Annotated in this window: 19 protein-coding genes and 1 pseudogene; 13 read left to right on the top strand and 7 right to left on the bottom strand. The window is 67.7% G+C overall.

Annotation, left to right across the window (positions count from 1 at the left end):
• The first annotated feature begins 7 nt into the window (after nt 1-7).
• From D7223_RS09305 to alaS, 9 genes are all read left to right on the top strand, one after another.
• Nucleotides 8-1,537, top strand: a complete 1,530-nt coding sequence (locus D7223_RS09305; RefSeq protein ID WP_120727216.1) for an APC family permease — start codon at nt 8-10, stop codon at nt 1,535-1,537.
• On the top strand, nt 1,534-1,680 hold the full coding sequence (locus tag D7223_RS33440; RefSeq protein WP_238161771.1) for a hypothetical protein: 147 nt from the start codon (nt 1,534-1,536) through the stop codon (nt 1,678-1,680). The genes D7223_RS09305 and D7223_RS33440 overlap by 4 nt, the downstream gene beginning before the upstream one ends.
• Nucleotides 1,681-1,728: 48 nt before the next feature.
• The gene (locus tag D7223_RS09300; protein ID WP_238161769.1) at nt 1,729-2,214 is read left to right on the top strand and encodes a GNAT family N-acetyltransferase; all 486 of its coding nucleotides are present in this window, start codon (nt 1,729-1,731) and stop codon (nt 2,212-2,214) included.
• A 196-nt stretch (nt 2,215-2,410) separates the two neighbouring features.
• On the top strand, nt 2,411-3,256 hold the full coding sequence (locus D7223_RS09295) for an aspartyl/asparaginyl beta-hydroxylase domain-containing protein (RefSeq protein ID WP_120727214.1): 846 nt from the start codon (nt 2,411-2,413) through the stop codon (nt 3,254-3,256).
• Between the two features lie 42 nt (nt 3,257-3,298).
• Nucleotides 3,299-4,162 (top strand): nucleotidyltransferase domain-containing protein, encoded by an 864-nt coding sequence (locus D7223_RS09290; RefSeq protein ID WP_120727212.1) that lies wholly within the window; start codon nt 3,299-3,301, stop codon nt 4,160-4,162.
• Nucleotides 4,159-4,731 carry an SLOG cluster 4 domain-containing protein gene (locus D7223_RS09285; protein ID WP_120727210.1) on the top strand — a complete coding sequence of 191 codons (573 nt, stop codon included), beginning with the start codon at nt 4,159-4,161 and terminating at the stop codon, nt 4,729-4,731. Before D7223_RS09290 ends, D7223_RS09285 begins: the two co-directional genes overlap by 4 nt.
• Nucleotides 4,728-5,276, top strand: coding sequence for an orotate phosphoribosyltransferase (locus D7223_RS09280; RefSeq protein ID WP_158610848.1), 549 nt, complete (start codon nt 4,728-4,730; stop codon nt 5,274-5,276). The genes D7223_RS09285 and D7223_RS09280 overlap by 4 nt, the downstream gene beginning before the upstream one ends.
• Before the next feature lie 8 nt (nt 5,277-5,284).
• Nucleotides 5,285-5,947, top strand: coding sequence for an HAD family hydrolase (locus D7223_RS09275; RefSeq protein ID WP_158610847.1), 663 nt, complete (start codon nt 5,285-5,287; stop codon nt 5,945-5,947).
• A 269-nt stretch (nt 5,948-6,216) separates the two neighbouring features.
• Nucleotides 6,217-8,880: an alanine--tRNA ligase gene (alaS, locus tag D7223_RS09270; RefSeq protein WP_120727204.1), complete on the top strand. Its 2,664-nt coding sequence runs from the start codon at nt 6,217-6,219 to the stop codon at nt 8,878-8,880.
• 225 nt (nt 8,881-9,105) lie between these two features.
• Here alaS and D7223_RS09265 read toward each other — a convergent pair whose 3' ends face one another.
• The 4 genes from D7223_RS09265 to D7223_RS09250 all read right to left on the bottom strand — a co-directional run bounded on the left by D7223_RS09265 (nt 9,106) and on the right by D7223_RS09250 (nt 12,975).
• Nucleotides 9,106-9,423 (bottom strand): STAS domain-containing protein, encoded by a 318-nt coding sequence (locus D7223_RS09265; protein WP_158610846.1) that lies wholly within the window; start codon nt 9,421-9,423, stop codon nt 9,106-9,108.
• Nucleotides 9,424-10,044: 621 nt separating this feature from the next.
• The gene (locus D7223_RS09260) at nt 10,045-10,329 is read right to left on the bottom strand and encodes a hypothetical protein (protein WP_120727200.1); all 285 of its coding nucleotides are present in this window, start codon (nt 10,327-10,329) and stop codon (nt 10,045-10,047) included.
• Between the two features lie 444 nt (nt 10,330-10,773).
• Entirely contained in the window at nt 10,774-11,709 is a 936-nt protein-coding gene (locus D7223_RS09255; protein WP_120727198.1) for a replication-relaxation family protein, read from the bottom strand.
• A 435-nt stretch (nt 11,710-12,144) separates the two neighbouring features.
• Nucleotides 12,145-12,975 (bottom strand): DUF2637 domain-containing protein, encoded by an 831-nt coding sequence (locus D7223_RS09250; RefSeq protein ID WP_120727196.1) that lies wholly within the window; start codon nt 12,973-12,975, stop codon nt 12,145-12,147.
• A 1,410-nt stretch (nt 12,976-14,385) separates the two neighbouring features.
• On the opposite strand from D7223_RS09250, the pseudogene D7223_RS09245 reads away from it, so the two are divergent.
• Both D7223_RS09245 and D7223_RS09240 read left to right on the top strand, forming a co-directional pair.
• A pseudogene (locus tag D7223_RS09245) lies at nt 14,386-14,613 on the top strand (helix-turn-helix domain-containing protein); the annotation flags it as partial.
• A gap of 176 nt (nt 14,614-14,789) precedes the next feature.
• On the top strand, nt 14,790-15,308 hold the full coding sequence (locus D7223_RS09240) for a GNAT family N-acetyltransferase (protein ID WP_120727194.1): 519 nt from the start codon (nt 14,790-14,792) through the stop codon (nt 15,306-15,308).
• Nucleotides 15,309-15,337: 29 nt separating this feature from the next.
• On the opposite strand, the gene D7223_RS32450 is transcribed toward D7223_RS09240, so the two are convergent.
• On the bottom strand, nt 15,338-16,261 hold the full coding sequence (locus D7223_RS32450) for a hypothetical protein (protein ID WP_147252632.1): 924 nt from the start codon (nt 16,259-16,261) through the stop codon (nt 15,338-15,340).
• A 219-nt stretch (nt 16,262-16,480) separates the two neighbouring features.
• Between D7223_RS32450 and D7223_RS09235 the strand changes: the two genes are divergently transcribed.
• Nucleotides 16,481-16,780 (top strand): STAS domain-containing protein, encoded by a 300-nt coding sequence (locus D7223_RS09235; protein WP_120727192.1) that lies wholly within the window; start codon nt 16,481-16,483, stop codon nt 16,778-16,780.
• Nucleotides 16,777-18,021 carry an AbiTii domain-containing protein gene (locus D7223_RS09230; protein WP_147252633.1) on the top strand — a complete coding sequence of 415 codons (1,245 nt, stop codon included), beginning with the start codon at nt 16,777-16,779 and terminating at the stop codon, nt 18,019-18,021. Before D7223_RS09235 ends, D7223_RS09230 begins: the two co-directional genes overlap by 4 nt.
• Nucleotides 18,022-18,093: 72 nt before the next feature.
• Here D7223_RS09230 and D7223_RS09225 read toward each other — a convergent pair whose 3' ends face one another.
• Together D7223_RS09225 and D7223_RS09220 are read right to left on the bottom strand one after the other, a co-directional pair.
• A complete protein-coding gene (locus tag D7223_RS09225; RefSeq protein ID WP_120727188.1) occupies nt 18,094-19,041 on the bottom strand; it encodes a hypothetical protein in 948 nt (315 codons plus the stop codon).
• A gap of 360 nt (nt 19,042-19,401) precedes the next feature.
• Entirely contained in the window at nt 19,402-19,779 is a 378-nt protein-coding gene (locus D7223_RS09220) for a hypothetical protein (protein ID WP_238161765.1), read from the bottom strand.
• Between the last annotated feature and the right edge of the window lie 81 nt (nt 19,780-19,860).

Here is a 19,860-nt window from a genome sequence, read left to right as displayed (position 1 = left end):
AACCGTTATGACGAATTCCCCTCCTCGATCACCGCTGAGCAACGTGACGCTGGCGTTGCAGCGAGGCCGGCTCGGCATGTGGCCGGTCGTCGCGATCGTGATGGCCGCCGCCGCGCCTCTGACCGTCGTCGCCGGCGGTGCCACCACCGGTTGGGCAGTAACCGGCGTCGTCGGCATCCCGGTGGCCTACCTGGCGGTGGCCGCCATCCTTGGCGTCTTCTCCGTGGGCTACGTCGCCATGTCCCGCAAGATCGTAAACGCGGGGGCGTTTTACTCCTACATCGCACGCGGCCTTGGTCGGGTGCCCGGCGTCGCCGCCTCGTTCGTCGCCCTCCTCGCCTACAACGCCATGCAAGTCGGCTTGTACGGGGGGTTCGGAGCCGTACTGGCCGGGTTCCTCGCCGACCGAGCCGGGGTCGACGTGGCGTGGTGGATGTGCGCCTTCGCCGCTTGGGCGGTGATCGCCGTGATGGGGGTACTGCGCGTGGACCTCAACGGCAGCGTCCTGGCCGTGCTGCTGGTCACCGAGATCGGTATCGCGGCCGTGTTCGCCGTGGTGGAACTGGCGCACCCGGCGAACAACGAGGTCACCTTCACCACGCTCGCACCGAGCCACCTGTTCGCCGCCGGGATCGGCGCGGCGCTGGTCACCGCGATCACCGGGTTCGTCGGCTTCGAGGCCACCGCGGTCTACTCGGAGGAGACCAAGGACCCGCAGCGCACCGTACCCCGCGCCACCTACACCGCCCTGATCATCATCGGCCTGCTCTACGCCCTGTGCTCGTGGGCCATGTCGGTAGCCGCCGGCCCCGACAACGTCGTGGAGGCGGCAAGGACCAACGGCACCGAGCTGATGTTCACCCTCGTGCAACCGCACCTCGGTCAGACCTGGGTCGACGCCGGGCACCTGCTGTTCGTGACCAGCCTCTTCGCCGCGCTGCTGGCCTTCCACAACACCGCCGCCCGCTACGCCTTCGCCCTCGGCCGCGAGCGAGTCCTGCCGCAGTGGCTCGGCATCACCAGCCGCCGCAACCGCTCCCCGAAGTGGGGCTCGCTGACGCAGACGCTGCTCGCGGCCGTGGTGATCGCCGGGTACGCCATCGCGGGTCTCGACCCGATCGTCTATCTGTTCTTCTGGATCACCGTCCTGGGCGGCCTCGGTGTCCTGATCCTGATGGCCGCCACCTCCCTCGCCGTCGTGGCGTTCTTCGTCCACGACGCCGCGAACCGCGCAGGAGTCAGCGTGTGGCGACGCGCGGTCGCCCCAACCCTCGCGGCGCTGGGGCTCCTGGCGATCCTGGCCGCCACCCTGAACCAGTTCGCCACCCTGCTCGGCGTCGATGCCACCTCGCCGTGGCGGTGGGTCCTGCCCAGCTCGTTCGCCGTCGCGGCCGTCCTGGGCGCCGGGTGGGCACTGATCCTCAAAGTCTCCAACCCTGAGGTGTACGACCGGATCGGTCGAGGAGCGAACAGCGTCACCCCCGACGTGCCTCAGGCAGCCCCGCAGGCTGCTGGGGCCGGTGGTGGTGTGCGATGACCCACCCGCTGCTGCATTCGCATGTGCATCGCGCCGAGGCGGCCGACGTCGATGCGGTCACCGAGATCCTCGCCGACGGATTCCTGCACGGCGACCTCGGTTCCTGGCTGGTACCCGACCCTGACCGCCGCAGGCGGATCTAGGGCGCGTACTTCGACATCTTCGCCGAGTACTTCCTCACCCACGGAGTCGTGGACGTTGACGACGACTTTCGCGCCGCAGCGCTGTGGATACGGGTGCAGGACCGCTTCACACCGGACATCACCGACTACGACGTCCGTCTCGCCCGCGCCACCCGCGACGCCGTGGGCCGATTCGTCGCCCTCGACCTCGCCATGCACGCCGCCCACCCCACCGGGCTACCACACGAGTACCTGGCGTTCCTCGCCGTCGACCCCCGTCACCAAGGGCAAGGACTCGGGTCGAGGCTGCTGCGCCACCATCACGCCGTCCTCGACGCCGACGGCACTCCGGCCTACCTCGAAGCCACCGGCGACCGCAACGCCCGCCTGTACGCCCGGCACGGCTACCAACCCGGCCAGCCGCCCTACCGCGCCGGAGACAGCCCCGCACTGCGCCCCATGTGGCGTCCGCCCCGACCAGTCGGCAGCCGGCCCGACCCAGCCCTCCGACCCGCCGACAGATCCCCCTGGATACGCCTGAACAGCCGGGACTAGGCGAGCAACGGCCTGACGGCCCCACGACCGGTGCCGCCGCCTCGCTCCCCCCGTGGCGGGCGGCGGCACCTTTCCGGCTTCAAACGACGTCACGCACAAAGGACACGGGGAGTGCGACGTGCCAGCCCACGACCCCTCGACCCAACCGGCGCACCGCAGATGTAAGTCCGCATCCCCTACGTGAGGAGCGACCGAGATGACCGTCACCGCGCTAGCGACCTCGGCGACCCTGCCGACCGAGGTAGCTGCCCTTCGCCCGATCGACAGCGGCCTGATGGAACGGCTACGCCACGAGGCGCTCACAGTGCCGAGCGACTGGGTTGTCGAGTACGGCGACTACCAGAACGGCGGGTGGCACACCCTGTCGCTGCTCAACGACACCGGCGACGCGCAAGACGTCACCATCCGCGACTGCCCCAACCCGATCGCCACGAGCCTGCTCACCGACATGCCCGGCGTGCGGGATCTGCTCGCCGAGCTTGGCCTGCGCTGCATGTGGGCGCGACTCGCCCGGCTGGGGGCCGGCGCGTTCCTCTGGGAACACCGCGACTACGGCGAACTGGCGGACGCGGAACGCCACCGGGTCCACGTGCCGCTCGTGACGAACTCCTCGGCCTACCTGATCCTCGGTGGCACAAAGGTGCACATGAGCGACGGCCGCGTGTGGCGGCTGACGCCGACCAGCCCACACGGCGTGTGCAACCGCTTCGGCCCGGACCGGATCCACCTGATCATCGACTGCTACGCCGACGCGGCGTTCGACGCACTGAACGCCAGCGTGGACACCGTCGCGGACGCGGTGACGATGTTGCCCGCGCCTGACGTGCAGGAGCTGGAGGAGCACGTCGCCACCGCTACCGGTCTGGCCGAGCTGGGCTACGACGGGGCCGCCGAGACCACACTGCTGGAGCTGTTCTACCGCTACGCGCTGGCGGAAGGGCAGGTCTACGACCTGATTACGGCCATGTACACCGCGCTGCACCGGGCCGAGGACGCCGAACGGTGGCGAGTGAAGAAAGCCACCATGCTCGGCCACTCCTGACCGGCCACGTCGCCAACTCCCCTCTAGGAAGGATCAGCCGCTGTGAGTACCCTCCTGGACACCGTCGCCGCCGCGAACCTGCCCCGTCAGTTCGGGCTGTTGGAGAAGTCGGTCGAGGCCTTGTCACACAGCTCGGCCGTACAGTCCCTGCACGTTCGCGGATCGCTGGCGGCGGGCACCGCTGACCGGCTGTCGGACCTCGACTTCGTCGTCGCCGTGCACGATCCGAGCTTCGCGTCGTTCGTGCGGGTCGCTGACGCCCTCATGACCGCTGAACTCGGTGCGATCCTGCCGGGCTGGCGGGACACCATCGTGGCGCGGATGGGCGGCCTCGGCTACGTCTACCTCGTCGCCTACAGCGGCAAGCTGTACCAGGTCGACCTGTACATCGTGCCCGTCAGCCGCCTCGAAACCGTCCTGGCTCGAACGACGGCGATGCCGGTCTACCTCGCCGAAGGGCAGGCCAGCCGGCCGCACAGCCACGTCGACTGGATCATCAACAGCACCCTGGAACGTCCCTACAGCCCTGACGAGCTGCTGGTGGAGATCCTCGTTCTGGGTCACATGATCCGCAAGCGCATCACGCGAGGGCAGCGGTTCATCGCCTACGCGGAGATGTTCGCCCTCCACGCAGCCGTGAAGAACATGATCAAAGCGTCGCTCGCGCCCGGATCGTCGTTCTACGGCTGGTACCAGCTACCCGAGGAGATCGGCACTACGCCGATCGGCCGGCAGTGCCTGGCCGACCTCGACCGGCTCCTCACCGGCAACGCGGTCCCCACCGGCGAGGACCTCACCGCGGCACTGACCACCGCACTCACCGTTGCCGAACGCGCGGCCCCGACCGTGGTCCAGGCGCTGCGTCCCGCGATCGACGCCTACTGGCACTACCTGGAGTACGCATGAGCACCGCGACCCCCGACGGGCGGACCAGCCTCGGTCACGCGGTGTTCTTCGGCGGCTGCGTGCCGGCCTCTCCTGGCGAGGAACACCTCGCCTACGACATCGGCGCGACCCTGGCGGGGCAGGGCCTCACGCTGCTGCACGGCGGCTACAACGGCCTCATGGAACGCGCCGCCCGAGGCGCCGTCGAAGGCGGCGGAACCGTCGTCGCGGTCACCCTGGCCGGCATGGCGTGGGGCGACTTCAACCCCTACGTCACCGCAGTCACCCACCAGCCCAACATGGGCGCCCGGATGCACACCTACCTCGACAACGCCGAGGTGATCGTGTCCATGTCCGGCGGCGTCGGCACCTTGCACGAGCTGACCGCCGCCCTGTGGTACGCCGGAAACATCCGTCCCGTCCCGGTCGTCGTCGCCGGACCGACCGCCCGCCGCCTGCTGACGTTCCTTCGCGATGAGCGATGGGTCTACAGCTCACCGACGCGTCCACTGGACTTCCTGCACGAGACCGACTCCGCGGCCGACCTCATCCCGCTCATCGACGCCGGCCACGTCAGGAGCGCGGCATGAGGAGCGACGCCGGCCGTATCGCTGATCGAGTTCTCGCCGTCGGTGTCGTCAGCGAGCCGTACGCGCTTCCGGACGGCACAGTGATCAGCTCGTACTTCGATGAGTACCGGGTCGCCGCCGACCCTGACCTGCTCCGCGACGTCGGTCGGGCGCTGGCCAAGCTGCTACCCCCTGACGTCGAGGTGGTGGCCGGACTGGAACTGGGGGGTGTGCCGTTCGCCCTCGCGGTGTCCGCTGCCGCGCAACTACCCCTCGTCCTCATCCGCAAGGCCATCAAGCCCTACGGCACCCGCCGTCAGGTCGAAGGCGACCCGGTCACAGGCAGGCGCGTCGTCATGATCGATGACGTGGTGCGGTCAGGTCGGCAGATCCTGACCGCCGCGAACGCGCTGGTCGCGGCCGGTGGCCTGCCGACAGCGGCGGTCACGATACTGACCCGCCCCGGCCAGGCCGCCGCCGTGCTGGCCGAACATGGGATCTCACTGGACAGCATGCTCCCCCCGGTGCCGCAGCACCCCGCGATGCCAACGGTCATGCGCCGATGAGCGGGGCCATGCTCTACGACCTCGACGGTGTGATCGTGGACAGCCGGGCCCTGGTGGCCGCCGCCCTCTCCGACGTGGCGACAAATGTGCTTGGGCGGCGGCCGGAACCTGACGCCGTGACCGAGGTCATCCACCTACCGCCAGTGCAAGCGCTCGGCGTGCTCGGAGTGACCGACCCTATCGAGGCGTTCGATGACGGCTTCGACGACGCCTACGCCACGCACGCGGGCGAGGCCGCCCTCGTGCCCGGCATCGTCCAGGTGATGCGGCGGCTCCACCTACAAGGTGTGCGTCAAGCCGTGGTGACCCTGCAACGACGCCACCGGCTCGCCCTACTCAACCTGGGCGACGTGGCCACACTGATGGACACGTTCGTGACGTTCGAGGACGCGAAGCCCAAACCCGCGCCGGACCCAGTGCTAACAGCACTCGCCCGACTCGACGTCGCCCCGCGAGCGGCGTGGTTCGTAGGGGACACCGTGACCGACATCATCGCCGGGCATGCGGCCGGAGTGCGTGTCGCTGCTGCCGCCTGGGGATACTCCACCGCCGAGGTGCTCCAGCAGGCAGGCGCCGATGTCGTCCTCACCGACCCGACGCAGATCACGACGGTCGCACTGACCGAGGTGGCCGTCGCGGTAAGCTACGATGGCACCGCCAGCGGCTCGTGACCAGCACAGATCGGCGAGCAGCGGCGTGACAGCCAACAGGGACGGGGCAACGCGTGATGGGCATGGTGGGGCGGCGAGCTAGCCGCGCCGAGCTGGGGAACGAGGACCGCGTCCTCGCCTGACCCCCTCGGCCCAGCTCGGCGTGACCTGACTGCCCGACCGTTGTCCCACGCGAACCCCGCCTGGACGGACACCGGCGAGGACCCTGCCCGAGCTGCTTCGCGGTAGGGCACCAGGTGCGTTCGTGTCACCGCCAGTGAGGCCCTGTCATGCGATCAACCGACATCCGCACGACCTTCTTCGACTTCTTCACCAGCCGCGGCCATACTCGGGTGCCGTCGAGTCCGCTCATCCCGGACGATCCGACCCTGTTGCTTGCCAACGCAGGCATGAACCAGTTCAAGCCCTACTTCCTCGGTGAGGTCTCGCCGCCGTACCCGAGAGCGACATCGGTGCAGAAGTGCGCGCGAACCTCCGACATCGACAACGTCGGGCGTACCACGCGCCATGCCACGTTCTTCGAGATGCTCGGCAACTTCTCATTCGGCGACTACTTCAAGGCCGACGCCATCGCCTACGCCTGGGAACTGCTCACCGAGCACTACCGCCTCGATCCCGGACGGCTGTGGATCACCGTCTACCGCGATGACGACGAGGCGATGGACCTGTGGCGTCGGCTCGGTGTGCCCGCCGACCGTATCCAACGCCTCGGAATGGACGACAACTTCTGGTCGATGGGTGTGCCCGGACCATGCGGACCTTCCTCAGAGATCTGCTACGACCGAGGCCCCGCCTTCGGCCCCGCCGGGGGGCCCGAGGCTAACGGCGAGCGGTACCTCGAAATCTGGAACCTCGTGTTCATGCAGAACCTGCGCGGGGAAGGCGACGGCAAGGGCGACTTCCCGATCGTCGGAGAACTGCCGAACAGAAGTATCGACACCGGCCTGGGCCTCGACCGCATCGCAGCGATCCTTCAGGGCGTGGACACCGTCTGTGAAACCGACCTTCTCGCGCCCACCCTCGCCGCCGTCGAATCGCTCGCCGGCCGGCGCTTCCCCGGCCGAGACGGCAGCGACGCGTCCGTCTCATTCCAAGTGGTCACCGAACATGCCCGCTCAACCGCCTTCCTCATCGCTGACGGCGTGCTGCCCTCCAACGAGGGACGCGGATACGTGCTGCGCCGGTTGATGCGTCGAGCGATCCGCCACGCACGCGCCCTCGGCATCGAGGTGCCCGTCCTGACCACCGTCACCGGCAGCGTCATCGACAACCTCGCCGCCGACTGGCCCGAGCTAGAAGCACAACGCTCTCTCATCGAAGCTGTCACCAGCAGGGAAGAGGAAGCCTTCGGCACCACCCTGCGCCAGGGCACCCGCCTGCTCGACGCCGCCATCAGCCGCGCCCACACCAGTGGCACTGGCCGCCTCCCCGGAGAGACAGCCTTCGAGCTGCACGACACCTACGGCTTCCCGATCGACCTGACCATCGAAGCCGCCCAGGCAGCTGGTCTTGCCGTGGACTCCGACCGATACGCCGCTCTACTGGACGAACAACGCCGCCGCGCCAAGAACACCGGCAAGGGCAAGACCGCCGCCGCCATGCGCCGCCAGGACACCTACCGCGAGATCCTGGCCCAACACGGCCGGACCGATTTCGTCGGCTACACCGACACCACCGCCGACACTCAACTCCTCGCGATCCTGCACGACGGTCAACCCGTGCAAGAAGCATCCGAAGGCCAACAGATCGAACTGGTCCTTGATCGCAGCCCCTTCTACGCGGAATCCGGCGGGCAGGTCGGCGACACCGGCACCATCCACACCGCCGATGGCACCCGCATCGACATCACCGACACGCAATACGGCCTCGACGGCTTCCAAGTGCTCACTGGGCACATCATCAAGGGCGAAGCACGGCCGGGTCAGAGCGCACAAGCCACCGTTGACGCCCGACGCCGGGCGGCCGTCGCCCGGTCCCACTCCGCCACTCACATCGTCCACGCCATGCTGCGCCGCACTCTCGGTGACCACGCCCGCCAACAGGGCTCGCTCGTAGCACCGGGAAGACTCCGCTTCGACTTCACCCACTTCGCGCCCGTAGACGACAACCAGCTCGCCACCATCAGCGCACTGGTCAACGACTACCTCCTCGATGACCCCGAAGTACGCATCTGGCACGCCAGCCGCGCGGAGGCCGAAGCCTCCGGCGCCACCGCCTTCTTCGGCGACAAGTACGGCGAGCGTGTCCGCGTCGTCGACATCGGCGACGCATCACGGGAGCTCTGCGGAGGCACCCACGTGGGTCACGGCACCCAAGCCGGACCCGTCCGGATCCTCGGCGAAAGCTCCATCGGCACCGGCCTACGTCGCGTCGAGGCACTCACCGGCCGCGACGCCCTCGACCACGCCGACCACGAGCGACGCCTTCTCGCCGAAGTCGGTCGGCTGGTGAACGCTCGCCCGGACGAAGTCATCGCCGCACTGACCAAGCGGCTCGCCACGCTCGCCAACGCAGAACAGTCGCTTCAGCAGCACCGGCAGCGCGAACTCGACATCATCGCCGAACGCCTTGCCGGTCAACGCCGCCAAACAGGTAGAGGCTGGCTCATCAGCGACCTCCTGGATGACCTCACCGCAGCAGAACTCCGACCTCTGACCAGCAACGTTCTCAACCGGTGCCCCGGTGACCAATTTGGGGTAATCATCTTCGTCGCCATCACCGATGGCAAGGTCCAGCTCACTTCGGCCATCACCGCCGCGCTGGCAGACAAGGGCGTCCAAGCACGCACCGTGCTGACGGAAGCCGCGAAAGCCATCGGCGGAGGCGCAGGCGGCAGCGGCAACCTTGCAAGTGCCGGCGGACGCCAGGTGGAGAACGTTGACAACGCCATCAGACGCGCCACGCTCGCCGCCGAAGTTCTGCTGTCGAACTAGGCGAAGACACAGCGAGGACACCGGCATGGCGCGCAGTAAAGCAGTGCCCCGTGTCGGTGTTCACGCCGCCACTCGGCCCCGACGGACCAGCGGGCCGCCCCGCCGGGATGTACGTGTGGAACCGTACTCACCTGTAGAGCTCGGATCGTCGGGGTTTGTTTCCTTGACTGCCTCGCTAGTCGCCGCTGGTCGTAAGTCGCTGAGCCCAAATTCATCACGCTGACTTCAGGCTGGCTGAGCCGGAGCCGGAGGTGGGGCCTGGGCGGTGTTGCTGTCGCTATCGAGCAGGCCGAGTAGGCCGGCGGTGAACAGTTGCCGGCGGACCGCGGGCGGGATGTTGACCAGCCGCAGGGTGCCGCCGCGTACGTGTACGGCCCGGTGGCAGGCCACCAGCGTGCTGGTGGCGGCGGCATCGAAGCGGTCGAGGCCGGTGAGGTCGAGGTCGACGGCCCGGACGGTGTCGGCGCGCAGGGCGGCGAGCACGGCGTCGTACACGAGTCCGCTGGTGGCTGCGCCGAGCCGGCCGGTCAAGCTCAGGCGCACGAGCGGACCTTCGCTGCTGGTGGTGGTCGTCAGGTCCATGATCCCTCGCTCCGTACTTTGCCGCCGGCAGGAGAGGGGTTGCGACACGCGGCGAGGTGCTGGGTGGCACCTAAAGGTTACTCTGCGAGTCGGCGTGACGTCTGACCGCGAGGGACGCAGGCGTCAGTCGGTGGGGGGTGGCAGGTCGACGTCTTTGGTGTCGGGCAGCGGCACCCACCCCGGCCCGTCCGTGGCGGGCATCAGGTGAGCGGCGGCGGGCCGGGAGCGGGCCCAGGCCAGGACCGTCTCGCGGGTGCCCTCGATCCGGTCGATGCCAGCGGTGCGGCCGTTGATCTCGCAACCCAGGCGGCGACCCAGACGATACGGCGGTGCAGGTCCCGGCCCTTGTGCACGTAGACGGTCCCGTAACCGGAGCAGGGCTCGGCGAAGAGCTACTCGGGCGCGATCTCCGGGTCACGCAGCTCAGGCGGCAGGTAGGAGGCGTGCTCGCATCGGCGTGGGGTGTCCACGACCCGCATCGTAGTGTCGCCGCACGGCGCAGGTCGCCCAAGCGATGCGATGCTCACTCGGACGACGTTCGGGGTGAAGGAGGCTGCGCCCGCCTGTTAAGGCGGGCGCAGGTCACGCGGCGCGTGGCGGTGCGGGTTGGTGCAGGCGCAGCAGGCGGGCGAGGGTGGCGGCTTGGTCGACGGTGGGGAGGCCGGCTTCGGCGGCCAGTGCTTGGATCTCGGTTTCGGTGGCGGGGTCGGTCAGGTAGCGGGCCATCGACAGCGTCCCAGGCAGGACCGGAGGTGCGGTGTCGGGGTGTGCGGTCGGGGCCTCGCCGTCGGTTGCCCGCGTGGGCGGGGTCGGCAGCGACGGGTGTGGTGTGTTCGCGCGTGATGTCTGGTCACGGCGTGTGGCCATGTCCCTCCCAGGACGGCTCGTGGCGTGAGGACGTGGTGTGGGGCCATGGGCGTCTCCTTCGCGTTGGTAGGAACTCTCTGGAATCGATCGCCGGACCGCGCCGTGCAGAGCGGCGGCGCGGTCGGTGTCGGTGAAGGGCCGCGGACTGTAGCTCCGTTGGCCGTGGAAGTAAAGACGTGCGCCACTCACAGCGACTCACAGCGGTAAGCGGCTGGTGTGAGTGGGCAGGGCGGTCGCGGTGTCTGTCACCGAACAGCGTCCGGTGACAGACGGTGACAGCTTTCGGGCGCTGCCGCCCGGCGCGTAGCCCGGCCTAGTCGCCTCGGTGCGGGCCGTAGGGCGGGCGGTGACGGCTGCCCCGGGGTTGGGGCGGGCGGGGGCGGGTTCGGCGGCGTGTGGGCGAGTGGGCCGCCCGGACGCGCCGTCCGTTTCGCTCCGGCCGCATCAGGCGGCCCGGTCTTCCTGGTCGGGGGCGGTGTGGGTGAGGAATTCTTTGTCGTGGCGGGTGTCGGTGTAGGGCAGGTCGATGAGGCGGTGACGGCCGCTGCGGTCGACCAGTTGCCAGACCTGGTGTGCTGGGCTGGCGCCGAGTGCGCCGCGCAGGTCGGCGGTGGTGGTGGCGACGACGGTTTCCAGGCCGATGCCGGCGATCCGGTGGTGCAGGTTCGCCTCCCGGCGTGCGGAGGGGAGGTGGAACAGCACCGGCCATGCCCAGGTGCTCATCGTGTACAGCCGCTCGTACTTGATGACCTTGTCGATGAGGACGTGCAGGTGTTCTAGCCCGGTGTCGTACTCGAGGAAGAACGGCACGGACCGTCCGTCCTCGGTCCATACCCCGGCGCCGTCCGGGCGGGGAAACCCGATCGCTCCCGCGACGATGATCTGCGGGTCGCCGCCTTCGCGGTAGAGGGTGCCGGGTTCGTGGTAGGCCGACGCGGGCTGCCAGCGGACCAGCTCGGTGTCGGGGTGGGTGCGGGCGTGGGCGGCGAGGTCGATGAAGACCTGGTTGCCGCCGAGCAGGTGCGGCAGGTCCGGACGGGAGGTGAGGGACTGTTTGCGGCGGCGGGCCTGGTCCCGGCGGGGCCGGCCGAGTCCGCGTTGGGCGTGGACGTGGTCGTAGCCGAGCTGGTCCAGGACATAGTGGTAGGGGTGCGAGCCGCCGTCGGCTTTGTTGGGTCGGAACCGGTCGACCGCCCGCAGGGCGGTGAGGCGGCGCAGGCGGCGTTGGGTGAAGTCCAGGGACGGGAACAGAGCGGCGGCGATCTGGTCGGTGGTGAGCACGCCGTGGTCGTAGAGCCAGTCGAGGAGCCGGTCGTCGCGGGCGGTGATGCTGGCCTGCAGCCGCAGCAGCGGATCCGCGGTCGGTAAGTGTTTACCCATGCGCACAAGCCCCTGGGGGGAGACCCGAGACTGGAGGGTCTGTCTGGAGCGGTCCCAGACCGGTGACAGCGGGGCTGACCTGGGCTGTGAGCGGGTGTGAGGGGTCAGGTTGGGGGTCAGGATCAAGACGGACGGTAGAACGGAGATCGGCACTGACTGCTGAACCGCCGGGCAAAACGGGTTCGGCGTGACGGTGCGGTGAGAGCCGGTGTGAGTCCGGTCGGCGACGCCGGTGGAGGTCGTCGGGTTGGGTCGTCATCGTTGTTGCTCCAAGGTCAGAGTTGTGGATGGGTGTGCGGTGCGTGCGCCGACCGTTGCGGTGGGCGGGAACGCGCTGACAGGTCTGGTCAGGTTGTGTCAGCTGCCGGATCTCCTGACAGACGCGGGTCTGACAGCGGCGGCTTCCTCTGACAGAAGCCGTGAGTCGAAGCTCTGTCACGCGGCCTCCCGCGGTGACAGATCCGATGTGGGCGTGGTGGTCTCGGCGCGTAGGACGCGCACGAGCGCGGAGGCGGTGGCGTTGGACAGCTGGTGTCCGTCCGCGCGGAGCTGGTGGGCGAGGGCTTTGCGGGACAGCGGTGTCCCCTCGGCGGTGAGGGTGCGGGCGGCGGTCCGGGCGGCCGGGACCAGCGCGGTGACCTCCGGACCGCTGGTGTCGGTCGACGTCTCGTGGTCCGGGTGGTCCGGGACCGCCGATGGTTGGTTCGCGGCGGTGGGGACCGCTGTCGCGGAGTCCGGGACCGCGGTGGCGATGTCGGGGACCGGCGGGTGGGGGTCCGGGGCCGATGCGTCGACGGTCAGCGGCGGTCCGGGCTCGGCCCGCACTGGCTGGTCGGTCGAGCGGGGCGTGGTGGGGTCGGCGCGGCCGAGGGCGATCTTCACCATCGCCAGAAACCCGAGGGCCGGTAGGGCGGCGGCGATCCAGCCGATCACCGACACCTCTGCCTCCACCACCTGCGCCGCCAGTGACAGCGACACCGCTACCACGAGCACCGCGGCGGGGAAGGCGACGCTCGTGCCTTGGCGCCGTTTGCGGCGCAGCTCCAGACCGGCGGCGATCGACATCAACTCCAGCACGATCGCGTCGGCCCAGGCCAGCCAGCCCGGCTGCCCGTGCGCGGCGGCGACGTCGTGCACGTGCGTGAACGACGCCGCGCCGGCCGCGCCGCCGATCAACAGCATGATCGCCACCTGGGCGCGGTCCTCCCACCGCTCCCGCCGCGCGCTCAGGGGTGAGCTGGTGCGTCGCTGCTCAGGTGTTGCCAACGGCCCACCACCTGGGTGCGGGCGGCGCGTGTACGGCCGCGTTCGGCGTTGTCGTGTGGAGGCGGGCCGTGACGGCAGCCGGGGCCTTCATAAAGCTGTTGTGTGAGGTCACGTTCTGCTCCAAGCAGGTGGTTGAAGGGTGTGCTTCAGGTGGCTGGGATTCCGTCCCAGGCCGCGCCTGCCCGGCTTCCGGTCGGTTCCCGGGCAGGCGCGACCCTGCCGGGCGACGCCCGGCCGGGCGGACCCCTCGTACATGGGGGGACGACAAACACTCACTATGGTCGAGTCAACGAACACGCCTGACCCCGCGCAGGGGCAGGCAGCAAGGCAGCAGGCGTCGCCACAACCCGCACAGCAGGCTGCGGTCAACACGGACGGACAGAGGGCAGACGGCCCCGCCGAGCCACAGCGGATCAAGACTCACCACCGGCGGCGCCACGGGAGCGCTCAGGTGGTGCGGCGGCTCAACTCGCCGACGAACGGTCCTTCATGTGGGGCCTCCTAACTCCGCACGCCCCTCGCGGCGTCGGCACGAACAACGGCAGGCACCCCGTCGAGGAGTGCCTGCCCGCTGCATGTGTGGCCGACCGCGCCGGTCGGCGCTGCGGGAACGTACCTCCATTACGCCCCGGGAATCCGATGGAGTCAACCCCCGATTTGCAACGGATCGATCACCGAGTCTTGCCAACAGTCCGGCGCAGTGCTATACGATCCGCTCTGTTCTCCCGTAGTCCGGTCGAGTCCGGCGGTCGGAGCGCAAAAATCTTCGATTCTGCTTGCATCTTGAAATGCTCGTCTCATGATGCGGACGCGGATGGGGGCGCGGTCGTGGCGCTTCGACTGTCGACGGGTCGCTTCTGAGCGCTCATGGCGGTCAGTTTGACGCTGCCACGTCTTAGATGCGCAGATGCACGTCTCCTACGACTGGGGCCTCAGCCAGCCGGCGAACGCGGCCGCACCCAGAAACGGGAACGCCGACGGATTAAAGCCTGGAACAACTGCCTGAGGTGCGCGAGTTGAGGGCGCAGGGGCTGGGAGTAGGCGCCGGACGCGCCCATGCTGGTCTTCTGCCGGCGCCTTCATCAGCATCCTGCCGCACGCCCAGCGCTGGTGTCAGCTGCGCCGTTACCCGCGTCCATAGCCAATCGGGCAGGGGAGTGGCGGACCTACCTTTCCGCAGGTCAGACGTCTGAACCGGCTCGAGCCCCTAACCTCCTAAGAGCTCTTAACTTAATGATGTTCGGCCGTGTCTTCGGGACGTGAGGATCGTTCTGTCTGGACGTGAGGAGGGGTGAGCAGCTGCTCGGTGAGCGCCTGATCGACTCCTCTCACACCTCGCCCGGCCATAGGCCGCTGGCGGAGCTCTTGATCATTCTTCTGCGTTACACTGACCGGGCGAGAGGAGTTTGCATGCCCGTTCCTCAGAAGGCCACTGACACCGGCAAGGCAGAGAAGGAGCGCGCAGTCGTCAGCTCCGATCGCCGGACGTTGGCTACGGACGTTGTTAAGCGCTACACCTCAGGTGAAAGCATCCGCGCCCTAGCCGCCTCGACAGGCCGATCCTACGGCTTCATCCACCGCGTGTTAACAGAAAGCGGTGTTCAGCTTAGGCAGCGCGGCGGCAGTCGTACGAGAAAGTCCGAACGCACAAGCAATCGGCAAGGCGGCGACCAGCCGACGCAAACATCAGATTATAGCACTACGATTCCAGCAGAGTTGTTTGACCACATGGTCACCGACTCCGATGAAGGAGTCGCGCCCAATGCAAGTTTGAAGCGTGCTGCGGCCCGCGCCGAGGCCATCGTGGATCGACGATGAGCGCCACGTTTGTCAGCGAGGCCATTAGCGCCCACCATAATGCTGAGCAGTTTATGAGCGGCAAGCCGAGCTTGGATTCTTGGCTAAGATCTCATGCACTGACCACTGAGGCAAAAGGAGTCAGCAGGACTTTTGTCTGGCATGAAGATCTACAGGTTGTTGCGTACTATTCGACAGCCGCTCACCTACTTCAGAGACAAGCGCTGCCAGATCGAATCGCCAAAGGGAACCCGAATCAGATCCCCGCGATAATGCTCGGCCGCCTAGCACTGGACAAGACCCTACAGGGCCAAGGCCTAGGATCGGTCCTCCTCGTGGACGCGCTCCATCGCATCCTTGATGCGACGAAGGCCGTCGGGGCGCGGTTTGTGGTAGTAGATGCCATCGACCCCAATGCCGCCGGCTTCTACGCGAGATACGGATTCACGAAGATTCCCGAAACGATGCGTCTCGTTCAGAAAATCAGCGCCATTCAAGCTGCCATCACCGGTTCGCCCTCGTCGCAGTCGAGTTGAGTTCTGAGTTGATCGATTGGATCCGGAATTCAATGGAGAGGGTGCCACATCCTTCCTTCTTGTTCCGCAGCGTCCACCTTGGCCGTTAAGGCATCAATCAGGCCGAAACCCCCCTCAAAAAGCAATGCTACGTCGCGTCCATCAAAGAGAACGATGTTGTTGCGGCTACCACGCGCCATGTCCATCACATGACTGAGAACGGCCGGGTCGAATCCAGCCATGGAGATGAAGACTCCGCGAGTGCTGTCAATTTTGCTATCCACCTTGCCCTTGAACGTCAGAAGGTCGCCAACATCCGGAGTGACGGTTCGCCACTTGATTTCGGTCAGGTAGGTGAAACCACGAAAGTGGAAGGAGCCATCGATTTGTTCACGCTCCGTGCGGTATGGCGGCCGATAATCAATCTCGTGAATTCTGAATAGATCGGCTAGCAGCCGTTCAAGGTCGTACCCACGACGCTGTCGATCGGCATCAGTTCTGGGCTGGGCTTTATTGAGTTCCAGGAAGGAATGCCTGAGCGAGCCAATCTTTGCTCGACGCTCCTCAACGGCCGCAGCTTGTCGTCTACCGGCCGCGCGTCGTGCTTCGGCTGCGGCCCTTTCAGGGCTCACCAGAATATTCGCCTCCACGGCCTGCCGCTTGAGCTCCTCGATCGCCAAATACCCGGCGCGCTTGTCCGGGGCGTCACGGTGCGGCTTATTCAGACGGCACAACTCTTCGACGACTCGCACGATTATGGCGTTTCCCCGCTCGCCGCTGGCTCGAAGATCATCGAGGAGGCTGCGGGCGATCCGCGCCTTGCTCTTGTGCGGCTCATCGTGCTTGTCATAAAGATTCGGGGACACCCCGGCATCGAGAAATATGGCCTTGATGTCGTCACGCCAATGGAACGCATCGCGAAAAACCGCGATGGCAGCGAGTATCAATGCGGCGGACGGGACGCCGTAGTTCATCGTGACTTACCTCGAAGGGTGCGATGAGTCAGCCCGTGGGCCATAAGGCAAGGATAGACCTCCGGGAGGTCTTCAGCATCCCGCGACACCAAGGCGATTGAAGGACGCCTGTCAGCCCGGCGTCTACCTCCAGACGACCGAGAGGCACGACGTGCTCTCCCGTAGCGCTTCAGCAGAAACACGCCGCCCTCGGTCAGACGCCGGGCGGCACAACCTGGTGTGCTTGATACCTGCTTCCACAGCTCATTCACCAGTCCTAACCTCAGCAGCGTCGCACAGTTGCGCGACCTGCCGGCCACCACCACCGCCGCCACCCCGACCGTGGACGTCGAACTGGCCGCCGTGACCTTCATCGACTCCACCGTCATCAGCGTGCTCGTCTCGGCCCACCACGCCGCCACCCTCGCCGGCGGCGCCCTGACCCTGCTATACGCCACCGGCCAGGTCAAGCACGTCCTCAGCGTCACCGGCATCCTGCCGCTACTCGGCCCGGACAGCCCGCCGACACTCCGTGCGTGACCGGCTCCTCGGCCGGGCCGTCACGGATGCGGGAGGCACCGCTCTCCGCCACTGACGCAGCCATGGTGCACCGTCCGTTCGTCACGACGCTGGCCGAGGAGCGCATCATGAGCGATACCAGCCCCGCGCCGAACGCCTGGCAAACTGCCCAGCCGTTTCCCGATCGTCGGGCGCGCCAACTCCTGAAGGCTGTCGAGACCACCTTCAACGTCCAGTTGGGATGCAGAGCCGGAGGTGGGAGAATGCCCGCCATGCCGTACAAGCGGGAAGGCCTTCTTGCGCAGATCCAGGCGGGCGTGCTGGACGACAGCATGGCCGTGGCGTCGCTACTGCAGAAGTGCATCGTGCTCGGCGGGCAGGCCGGATCCGAAAAAATGCGCGCCTGGGCCCGACAAGAACTCAACGGTTACGGCGGGGAGACAGTTCCGGACTACCGGCACATCACCACGGGCCTGGTCGCGATAATCACCAATCGAGCTGGCTATAACCCGATGATCCAACGGATCAACGCATCCATGCTTCCCCGCAAGATCAGTGACGCTCTCCGCGAGAAGGATATCAATCTAGAAGTGGCGATCCTGGGCGGAGGCATTGGTGAGCTGGAGGCCCTGGCCAACCGGGGCGAGGCCGAGCATCGAATCATGCCGCCCTGGGCGCAAGTCATGACGGACACGATGAACAGGTATAACGCGGCACCGAACAGCCGCGTGGAGGTTGTCTACTGGCCGGTTTCCGACGCGTCACTTCGCGGGCTCCTGGTTCGGGTCCGTACAGCCTTGGCGGAGATGGTCGCAGAGCTGATCGCGTTGACACCAGCGGCTCAGGAAGTGCCCGACAAGGCCGTCGCGGACCAAGCTGTGCAGCTCGTGATCACAGGGCACCGTCCCACAATCCATGTCACCTCCCAGCAGGCCAATGACGGAGGCACAAACGTCGCCCTCGGCCGTACCGAGGCTGGCCCTGTGACCGTGTCCGGTGCAGGCACCGCCATCGGGAACCAGACCGCCAGTGGCTCTGGTGCCAGCGTGGTGGGAAGCCAATCCGCAACCGGCAGCCACAACACCCTCGCAGGCCGAGACGGCACCGCCGCAACCCCCTCAACAGAGCAGGGTTGGTGGTCCCGGCTTCGGAAGCGCGGCGCGGTCGTTGCCTTCACAACCATCTTCGGCGGCATCGCCAGTATCGCCGCCGCCGCGCTTGCCGCCTTCACCTGGCTGGGCTGGACGCCGTGGTGGCGCTGATTCACAGCACGCCGGGCACCGGATGATGCCGCTGGTGAGAATCACGGTCAGGTGTACGGCCGCGGGTCGTCGTTAGTCGCGTGCCGTGGCCGGGCGATCGGTGGTCTGCTTGGGCTGAGGCCAGGCGGCGAGGGCCAGCGTGACGGCGGTGAGCAGGCCGCCTGTGATGGTAAGGGCGGGCAGCAGCCACGTCGGTGTGGTTGGCCAGTAGGGGCCGCGTAGGAGAGCGTCGTGCACGGTGGGCGTCGGGCCGCTGCTGTCGGGGTGCGGGCGGAGCAGACGCGTGAGACTGCTGTGGAGGGCGACGGTAGGGGTGGCGAGGACGAGCAGTGCGGTGGTGGTCAGCGCGGTCACGGTGGCCCGGTGCGCGGGATGGGTAGGGCGTATCCGGCGCGCCAGTGTGGCGGTGAGCATCCATCCGCTGATCATTCCGAGGGCCGCTCCGGTGAGCCCAAGGGCGCGTGATGCGTGCGTGCTGGCGGACCACACGTCCAGGTACACCGACACGTCGTCGGCGAGGGCGGTGCCACTGACCACGACGACCAGTTCGCGGGATTGCGCGGTGAACCGCGAGTATCGGCTGGGAACGTAGGTGCTGGTCCGGTCACCTGGGTACAGCACGACCGCGAAGTCGTTGACGGTAGTGAGTTCCGACACCGACCAGCCGGCAGCGGCGTAGCGCTGCCGCGCCTGAGCAGCGTCCCAGTCCGAGTCCAGCGTCGTGCTGACGTAAATCCTGGACGCGGTCCAGGGCGATGTCTCCCGCGACACCTCGGGCTCGGCGTCGACGCCGCAGGCCCGTCGGGACAGGTCGGCCAGCACGGCGTCGCCGGGCAGAGCACCCGCGGTGCGCGCAGCCGCCCAGGAACCGGCGGCGGCGCCGAACGCGGCTAGAACCACTGCAACGAGGACCACCGCGGCCACCGTGATCGGGCGGGGATCGGGAAGCGCGAACAGTCGCCGTGCGCGGGCGGCGAGCCGGCGCAACGGGTGCACGTGGACCGAGCACGTGACGCTCATCCGGCCGCTCCTCGCCGCTCAGCGCTCCGCCGGGCAGGCAGCTCGGCAGACCTCCACAGTATCGATGCCGTTAACTGGTTTGCAGGATAAGTCCTTGAATCTCTGCGTCTCACCCGAGTGAGGCTGGTTTTCAAAGCTCGCCACGTTTGAGTCCACTACCCGGATCCCTCGAAAGCGTCCCTCATCATCGGGATGCACCCCTCAATAAGCGCGAATCCCTGCGATGACATGGACCGCGGACTTGGCCCCCTGCACGCGCCGCTTGGAGGCAAGCCACAGAGGCGTGTCCGGAACCGGCCGCGCTACCAGCGCAGGTTCACCTGCTCGACCGATGGCGATCGCCGACGGGCCGCTGATCTATCACGCCACCTCGCGCCGTGGAGCCGGCAGGTGCGGCAGCGGACCCGGACCGCTAACCCGTCGCATCGTCTCGGCTGGGGATCCCACCGTGAACCAGCCGGCGAAACCACGCCGGGACAAGCCGTCCCCGGCAGCGCGGCCCCGAGCGGGGACCGACTGCGGCACGGTCATCTGCGGAGCCCGCGACACGGTCATCGCGCGGCGGGCGGCGCGAGCGGCGGCACACATGCCGCGCTGCCCGTGACACTGCAGGTTGCGGCAGTCGCCGCGCTCGTCGGGTTGGTGCGCGGAGGCGACGTCGAAGGCCAGCCGCCACAACAGCGGATCGGTGACATCGTCGGGCAGCACGGCCAGGGTGCTGAGTCGTTCGCGTGGCACAGCCTGAACACCTTCCGTCGATGGTGTCCGCAGGTCAAGTCGCTCTCCGCAGCTCCTGACTCAGCATCCGCCTAGGTCAAC

Source organism: Micromonospora endolithica (genome assembly GCF_003626595.1).
In the GTDB taxonomy this organism is placed as follows: domain Bacteria; phylum Actinomycetota; class Actinomycetes; order Mycobacteriales; family Micromonosporaceae; genus Micromonospora; species Micromonospora endolithica.
The sequence above is the reverse complement of the archived record's forward strand: the minus strand, read 5'-3'. Positions and strand labels throughout refer to the sequence as shown.